General features: G+C 48.3%; 12 protein-coding genes. All 12 read left to right on the forward strand.

All coding sequences use genetic code 11. From position 1 onward, the window contains the following. Positions 1-103: 103 nt before the first annotated feature. The 12 genes from FYJ84_RS07965 to FYJ84_RS08020 all read left to right on the forward strand — a co-directional run bounded on the left by FYJ84_RS07965 (position 104) and on the right by FYJ84_RS08020 (position 7370). Positions 104-1255, forward strand: a complete 1152-nt coding sequence (locus FYJ84_RS07965) for a reverse transcriptase domain-containing protein (protein WP_154407070.1) — start codon at positions 104-106, stop codon at positions 1253-1255. Then, positions 1227-1481, forward strand: coding sequence for a hypothetical protein (locus FYJ84_RS07970; RefSeq protein ID WP_154407071.1), 255 nt, complete (start codon positions 1227-1229; stop codon positions 1479-1481). The genes FYJ84_RS07965 and FYJ84_RS07970 overlap by 29 nt, the downstream gene beginning before the upstream one ends. A gap of 114 nt (positions 1482-1595) precedes the next feature. Further along, on the forward strand, positions 1596-1901 hold the full coding sequence (locus FYJ84_RS07975) for a hypothetical protein (protein ID WP_154407072.1): 306 nt from the start codon (positions 1596-1598) through the stop codon (positions 1899-1901). Positions 1902-1911: 10 nt separating this feature from the next. Then, on the forward strand, positions 1912-2361 hold the full coding sequence (locus FYJ84_RS07980) for a phage holin family protein (RefSeq protein ID WP_154407073.1): 450 nt from the start codon (positions 1912-1914) through the stop codon (positions 2359-2361). Continuing rightward, entirely contained in the window at positions 2358-2975 is a 618-nt protein-coding gene (locus FYJ84_RS07985) for an N-acetylmuramoyl-L-alanine amidase (protein ID WP_154407074.1), read from the forward strand. The genes FYJ84_RS07980 and FYJ84_RS07985 overlap by 4 nt, the downstream gene beginning before the upstream one ends. A 1-nt stretch (position 2976) precedes the next feature. After that, a complete protein-coding gene (locus FYJ84_RS07990) occupies positions 2977-3225 on the forward strand; it encodes a crAss001_48 related protein (protein ID WP_154407075.1) in 249 nt (82 codons plus the stop codon). 55 nt (positions 3226-3280) lie between these two features. Then, positions 3281-3862 (forward strand): hypothetical protein, encoded by a 582-nt coding sequence (locus tag FYJ84_RS07995; RefSeq protein ID WP_154407076.1) that lies wholly within the window; start codon positions 3281-3283, stop codon positions 3860-3862. Between the two features lie 5 nt (positions 3863-3867). Next, positions 3868-4287 carry a hypothetical protein gene (locus FYJ84_RS08000; protein ID WP_154407077.1) on the forward strand — a complete coding sequence of 140 codons (420 nt, stop codon included), beginning with the start codon at positions 3868-3870 and terminating at the stop codon, positions 4285-4287. Positions 4288-4306: 19 nt separating this feature from the next. Further along, entirely contained in the window at positions 4307-5059 is a 753-nt protein-coding gene (locus FYJ84_RS08005) for a hypothetical protein (protein ID WP_154407078.1), read from the forward strand. A 15-nt stretch (positions 5060-5074) separates the two neighbouring features. Next, on the forward strand, positions 5075-5578 hold the full coding sequence (locus tag FYJ84_RS08010; RefSeq protein WP_154407079.1) for a hypothetical protein: 504 nt from the start codon (positions 5075-5077) through the stop codon (positions 5576-5578). Positions 5579-5594: 16 nt separating this feature from the next. Beyond that, on the forward strand, positions 5595-6077 hold the full coding sequence (locus tag FYJ84_RS08015; protein ID WP_154407080.1) for a hypothetical protein: 483 nt from the start codon (positions 5595-5597) through the stop codon (positions 6075-6077). Positions 6078-6092: 15 nt separating this feature from the next. After that, complete coding sequence (locus FYJ84_RS08020) at positions 6093-7370, forward strand: hypothetical protein (RefSeq protein ID WP_154407081.1); 1278 nt, start codon at positions 6093-6095, stop codon at positions 7368-7370. Positions 7371-7380: the final 10 nt, after the last annotated feature.

The raw sequence follows: 7380 nt of genomic DNA on the forward strand, positions 1-7380 counted from the left end.
CAGGGAATGAGCTGGCATCCTTCCACACTTTGTGGCAAATAGGAGCTGTGACGATACCGGCCAAGGCTGTTGTATCTGCAAGCACAGCAGGAAAGGATAAAAAATGCAGGATTTTACCAGTGCCGATAATTTGCTGCGTGGCTACCAGCGCACAGTAAAATGCAGTGGCTGGAAAGAGGCTACCCAGAAATTCGGGCTGAATCTGATGAGGGAGATTTTCTCCCTGCAGGACAGCCTGAGAAACGGCACCTATGAGCAGCAGAAGGGCGCGATATTTATATTGCATGAGCAGGGCAGGAAAAGGCTGGTGAGGGCTCTGACAGTGAGGGATGCGGTTATGCAGCATTCCTTGTGCGATACAGTCCTCACGCCAGCTTTGTCCAGGTATTTGATACACGACAATGGAGCTAGCCTAAAAGGAAAAGGTATCAGCTTCACCAGGCGGAGATTCGAGCAGCATCTGAGGTGGCATTATGTAAGATATGGCAAAGCCGGATATGTACTCAAAATAGATTTCCGCAAATATTTTGATAACATCCGCCATGATGTGCTCATGCAGGAAATATCCCGCAGGGTTGCTGACAAAACTGTACTGGACACCATCCAGAAGGTTCTGGCTGCCAATGAGCATGATGTTGAATATGTGCCGGGCATTAACCCGGACGATGTGCTGTTCAACGCATTAGAGCATTACAACCCCGACCGGCCAAGGCCGGAAAAGACGATGCGCATCAGGAAGTCGGTTGCCATCGGTGCACCGCTGGCACAGATTGCAGGCATCTACCTGCCAACGCGGATTGACACATGGTGCAAAAATGTCAGGCAGATACATTGCTATGATGCGTATATGGATGACCGCATTATCATCCACCCGGACAAAGAGTTCCTGAAAAAGCTGTTGCTGGAGATAAAAGCTATTTGCAAAGACCTGGGGATTTTCGTGCATGACGGAAAAACGCAGATCATCAAACTGAGCAAAGGATTCACGTTCCTGAAAACCAGGTACATCCTGACAGACAGCGGGAAAATCATCCGAAGGATTCCTAAAGATGTCCTGAGCAGGCAGAAGCGGAAAATGCGCAAAATGGCAGCTATGGTCAGGGACGGAGAAATTTCCTACAGAGATTTCGCCAATCAATATAAAAGCTGGCGCGGTGACAAGAAGCGTTACCATGCCAGGAAGGTATTAGCAGAAATGGATAAATTATTTAAGGAGCTGAACGAACATGGAAAACGAGAAGCAGAATATCATTAACGGCAAAGAGCAGGAAATCATCAATCTTACCAATGATTTAACCAGCCCTGTATCTGCCATCGGTGATTACAAAATCATCAAGTGCTATGAAGCCGCCCTGCTGGGCAAGAATGATATGCCTTATGATGTGAATGGACTGGTTGAGCAGCGTCAGGCGGTGCGTGACAAAATCAATGCGCTCCAGGCAGAAGTCAAGGCTCTCAGGGCAGAGGCACAGGCTGAGTGATGCAGGAGCTTGAACTTAGGGCAAAACTGAGTGACATGACAATTGATATGCTGGTGGAGATAATCGTGGAATTGCTCCACCTCATATCTGCCCTGAACCGGGAGGTGAAAATATATGAGGAGAATAAAAAATGCGCTGCTGGCGATGATTTTTACGGTATTGATGCTATTATCAATGCCTGTTCTGGCCGCAGAGCGTAATATTGCTGACAGCGTGGGTGTTGACAGGTTTGCTCATTTCGGGCTCAGCTATGTTATTTGTGACCAGCTTAAACGAAACGCTGGCTTCAATGATTTTTGGGCGGCTACGACTACGCTGGCAATTGGCGCAGCAAAGGAAAAATGGATTGATAATCAGTGGGACACCGGTGACTTCGCTGCTGATTGTGCCGGGGTGCTGTTCTATCAGATAAGGTTTTAGGGGTGAAGCTATGGAAAAAGCAGTTTGCTCTATACGGGATTTTTTGCCGGGGACGGGAGGTGCCGGGGCGGTGGTAGGAGGGGTTAGTTCTGTGGCAGGCCTGATTGTAACTCACTTATTCGGCGGCTGGTCCGTAGGGCTTGAAGGGCTGTTAATTGCCATGATTATTGACTATATCACAGGCGTATCAGCATCCTTTTTCTGCCCGGAGCTGTCACTTGACAGCCGCATCGGCTTCCGGGGCATTGTGAAAAAAGTGCTGATATTGCTCATGGTGTCCATGGGGCATATCATGGATGCGGTTATAGGCACGGAGCTGGTGATGCCGATGGTGCTCTATTTCTACCTTGCCAATGAGTGCTTGTCCATAACGGAGAATATCGCAAATGCTGGTGTCCCGATACCGAATAGGCTGAAATCTACATTGAAGCAGGTTAGGGAAGGGAGAGTGAAAGGATGAAAAGAGAAGTAACAATTGATGAAGTTGAAAATATGGCGGCATCCGCCAGGGAGTCAGTCTGGAATAAGGCGAAAGCTGAAGGCAGGGAGCCGAAAATCTACTTGCACTGGACGGCTGGCAATCATACCGCTGTATTTGAGGATTATCACATTAACATTACAGGTGATGGTGAAATCTATGTGACTACTGATGATTTGTCGGAGACTAAAAGCCACACCTGGCGGAGAAATACCGGCTCCATTGGCATCGCTCTTTGCTGCTGCTATGGCGGCGGTTCTGCCAGCCTCGGAGGCTTCCCGCCGACTGCTAAGCAGATAGAAGTTATGGCTCAGGTTATTGATAGGGTTGCCACTGCCTTGTGGCTAACTATCGACAAGGCTCACGTGATGAGCCACGGCGAGGCAGCGAATAACGAGGACGGCGGTGTTGGCACCCACAAGCCCTATGCCTGGTGGAATGATGGCTACGGGGATGGAGATACCCGTGGCGACCTTGAGTATCTTGGCACCAGCGAGAGCCCGTCTTACAAGCCGTGGGCTACCGATGGCAGTCGTGGCGGTGATGTGCTCCGTGGCAAAGCCAACTGGTACAAGAATCAGAGGGAGTGTTCATGAAATGATTTTAGCAGATACTATTGAGATGATGAATAGCGAAGATTTTAAGGAGCGCTTTAGAGCAGAGTATTTTCAGTTGAAAATCAGATACCAAAAGTTGCATGATATGGTTGTGAAATATGAAGCCGGTACTTTGCCGTTTACGCCGAACTGTCCATTAGAATTACTGAAACATCAGAAAAGTTTGATGGGGCAGTATCTGTACGATTTGGAAGTAAGGGCGCAAATTGAAAAAATATGCTTATCGTAATGTGATTTTGGTTCAGGCGGTGTAAAAGCCGCCTGTTTTATTTGGAGGGATTATAATGGCGCAGGTTTCGGCAGAACAGTTACGTTCGGCTTTTTTATCGGAAAAAGACAACAAGGAGTCGTTCGCACAGAAAGCACAGGAACAATTACGCAAAGACCAAATGTCGGCGATGCAGCTGGCTATGCTACGCAACCAGTATGGCGATATTGTAAATGCAGCTCAGTCATATAGCAGCAATCCGGATAGCTTGTCAGCGCGGAATACATTTTTCCAAGCACTTAGAGCAAACGATGCTACAAAGGCAGGTGCAAATACCATGTTAGGCAATCGTGGCAGTGCTGGTGATGTTATAAATGGCGCACTGGGAGCGACAGGTAATACTGGCCTTGGCAATCTGTTTTCGCTTCTGGCAGAAGAACAGGACAGAAATAATCGTGGTGTAGATTTAAGCGGATACACTGATAAGGGAATGGGAATTATGACTATTATGGGCGGCCAGCAGTCTGGAAATTCAGGTCAGGGAGAAAATAAGAATGTTTATGGCAGCAGTGGTGCACCGAACCTTATACCTGGTCTTATGGGGAGTGCCGATAATAGCAATGCTGGAGGTAGTTTGCGGACATTAAAGAAAGTGTGATAGGCATGGATTTATTTCAGTGGATTGCAAAATATGAGCGGAAGACCGGAGAAAAGTTCGAGCGCGATGAGCGGTTCGAGCTTTTTTTCTTGCCGGAAAAAGGCTTTTGTGAAATTGGCCAGCTAAAAGATATGCTGGTGGCAAATCAGTGCTGCGGTGATTTGCTTTTTTGGCGTGACAAGATAAATAGTGCGGCGAGAAAAGCTGGAGGAATAAAAGCGTGTGGCACCTGGTGCATACGCAAGGAAATAAAAGCATACATTCGCTTGCTTGGATATAGAATTGAGAAAACTGTAGAGCTAGCTGATGGGGCGAGGCAATATATATGTATTCATAAAGATACAGGTAAAATGGGACGAGTTTCTCCGGCTTTCAAGTATAAGAAATCTGGCAGGCAGGCTTATTTTATAACATGGGAGCCCTGAAAGGAAGGGAGGCTAGAAAATGATATTTTTTGATAGATATGGACGTCAGCAGGAGAAGTGCAATTTTTTTGGCAAGTGCGTATTCAAGGGTGGTTCATCCACGACAGTAAACAATACAACAACATATACGCCTACCGAGTATGAGCTGCAGCTGCAAAAAGCTCAGGCAGATTATGCAGATGCCATTGCGCCCAATTCGTTATGGCTGAATGATACTGCCAGGAATATCCTGCAGAACAGCATAGGTGCTGTGCAGGTTGATTTTAACGGTCTGAATAATCAGGCTCAAGGACAGATAAACAGTGCGAATTCTTCTAACCAGCAGCTTGCAAATGGCCAGCTGCCGACAGCTTATTTACAGAATATGCAGGATGCCATACAGAGCGGCGTGGAGAACAGTTATGGAAAACTGCTGACACAGTCGGCTAAAAACGGTGTCTTGAATAGTTCTGTGACAAATCGAGGTCTTAATGAGATTTCCAAGAATGTTTCTGACACGATGGCACAGAACTTCAACAATAATATTACCCAGGTAAGCAATCTAAACAACAGCAATATCAATAATGCTACGGCAGGCATTACAACGGCAGCAGCGGCCCAGGAGGCGGCCCAGCAGCCTGCCCTTAACCTTTGGAATGCTTCACTTGGTCTCAATGGGTCCACGACTTCTGCACTTGCGGCAGCGGCAGGCAAAGGAACTACACAGAGCAGTTCCACGCAGTCAACAAGCGGTGGCGGTGGATTCTTCAGCGGCCTGCTTGGCGGATTGTAAGTGAGGTGAGCAGTTATGGATGATGAAATTACTACATTGATAGATATGATGAGAAAGCAGCAGGAGGCAAACAGCTTCGGAAGCATGGGGAGCAGGCAGCAGCTGCAAAGTGGTCTTCTTGGCAATGCTTACCCGAATGGCGGAGCAAATGCGCAAGCTATGAAGCAGCTTTCCGGCAATGCTTCACAGCTGGCAGGCAGCATGGTCAATCAGGGACAGCATCAGACACAGCAAGCTATGCAAGCCAAAAACAATCTACAAGGCCAGATGGATAGCTTATCAGCACAGACACAGCAGCAGGCGGCTAGTGCTTTGCAGCAGCAACAGGCCCAGCAGGCTCGTGAGCAGCAGGGGCTTGCAAATATGATAAAGATTGGCATGATGATTTATGGCGGCGGAGCTGGTGGCGGTGCAGAGGCTGCTGCCGGTGAAGGTGCAGCCGCCTCCCTTGGTGCGGAAAAGCTGGCTGGCATGGAGTGGGATAATCTCTTGAAAAATAATTCGCTGAAGTGGTTCTAAAAAGGAGGAGAAAGAAATGAATTGGCAGACACAGGATGCAAATATGTCAGGAAATAACGGAAATAATGACCAGTCAAAATGGATGCAGGCTTTGTCCATGGCAGCTCTTTCAAATGGAGCGGATGCCAATACCATGCTGGGTTTTGCAACAGGCAGGCTCATATCCAATCTCGTCAACGATTGGATTGGCAATAGAAATGCCAGGAATGATGCCAAGGCAGCTGAAAAATTGAAAAACCAGGATGCTGCCGGGCAGAGCCTGGGAAACCAAAATGCAGGAGCCATGGCGATGGCAGGAAATGCGGCATCGCCTACGGGTACCTATGACTTCGCCAAGGATATTGCTGCAAAGGAAGCCGGTATCAATTATGGCAACCTTGGCAATGCTGGCGAGATTGGCTTCAACGTCCTTACGGGAAAATCAGAATACAACCCGGTGACGCCTGTGCAGATGGAGGATTTGCTGGGGGCTTTTACCGGGAATAAGAAGATTATGTAAGCGGGGTGTGTAAATATGGCACAGATACCAATGTTAAAACTGCTTGGCTCCCAGCAGGTGCAGCAGCCTCAGAATGGCACTCAGATGATGGACACGGCTGCCACCCAGGGAATTCAGCAGGGGATTCATGAGAGCAACGTAAATCGCGTTACTAATCAGATTGCCCAGGATGCACAGAATGAGGTGGCCAAGTTTCAGACCGGATTAATGACTCCGCAGGACCAGCAGAGTGTAGCCAATGTAGCTATGCAGAGGCGTTTTCAGGATTTGGCAATCAATGCAAAGCAGAACTGGGAAAACGCAGCTATGAATGGCGACCAAGCCGGGATGGATGCGGCCAGCCAGCAGGCAAAGGTTTATCGGGAAGCTGCCGAAAAGGCCGGAATAGACCTGTCGGGAGTCGGTGCAGACCGCACGCTGGCACAGGCAAGGGCGGCAAGGGACGTATTCAACGCCCAGCAATATGGTAATTTCATCGTGGGAGGCATGGACTCCGGCCAGATGTACAACAGCTCCTACCAGGAGGCACTCAACGCAGGCATGAGCAGGAACGGGGCCCGTGATTATGCCAGGAGCAAGGCATCTGATTACCAGGAAAAGAGGGTGCAGGGGCTGATGGATGAGCTTTATACACAGGGGATAAACCCGGATAACTCCATTAACTCATACGGCATCCAGCTTATCAGCGCAATCCGAGATGAGGATGCCGACAAGGCAAATGTAGCACTTACTGCTTTTGGCTTGCCGGTCAACAACTATACCTTCGCCAAGAAGGAGCAGGCAGCTCAGAGTGCTTTCCAGAGGACTTTGCAGCAGATGGGATATGGCACTGACGAGCAGATTAAGCTGCTTAACGCCCAGACATCAGCACAGGGACAGCTGGCGCAGCAGCAGGCACGCTTGCAGGATTGGATAGCTGGCAATCAGTTTAGCAGGATGATGCAGCAGTATGAGAAATATGGTTATCCTGCCAGCAGTAGCAGGGGCTCAGGTTCTAAAGCTAGTCAGCCTAAAGAAATGAAGCTCAGTTCAGGTCAGGAAAAAGCATATAACAAAATAGACATAGCCATGAATAAATTGAGGAATGCGCTGGCTAATCCTAAAAAAGAGGAAGATACGGTTGCCACTCCTGAAGAATCAGATGCACTGGCAGAATTAAACTCAGCTATACAGGATGCGGAAAAGAGTGGTGATTTCGACCAGGAAACCATAGATGAATTCTGGAAGATGGCATGGCCTTTGGCTGTATCGTATCAGAAAAAGTACAAATATGCACCGAATTTCAATCAGTGATAAATAAACA

Source organism: Anaerovibrio slackiae (assembly GCF_009695585.1).
GTDB classification, from domain to species: domain Bacteria; phylum Bacillota; class Negativicutes; order Selenomonadales; family Selenomonadaceae; genus Anaerovibrio; species Anaerovibrio slackiae.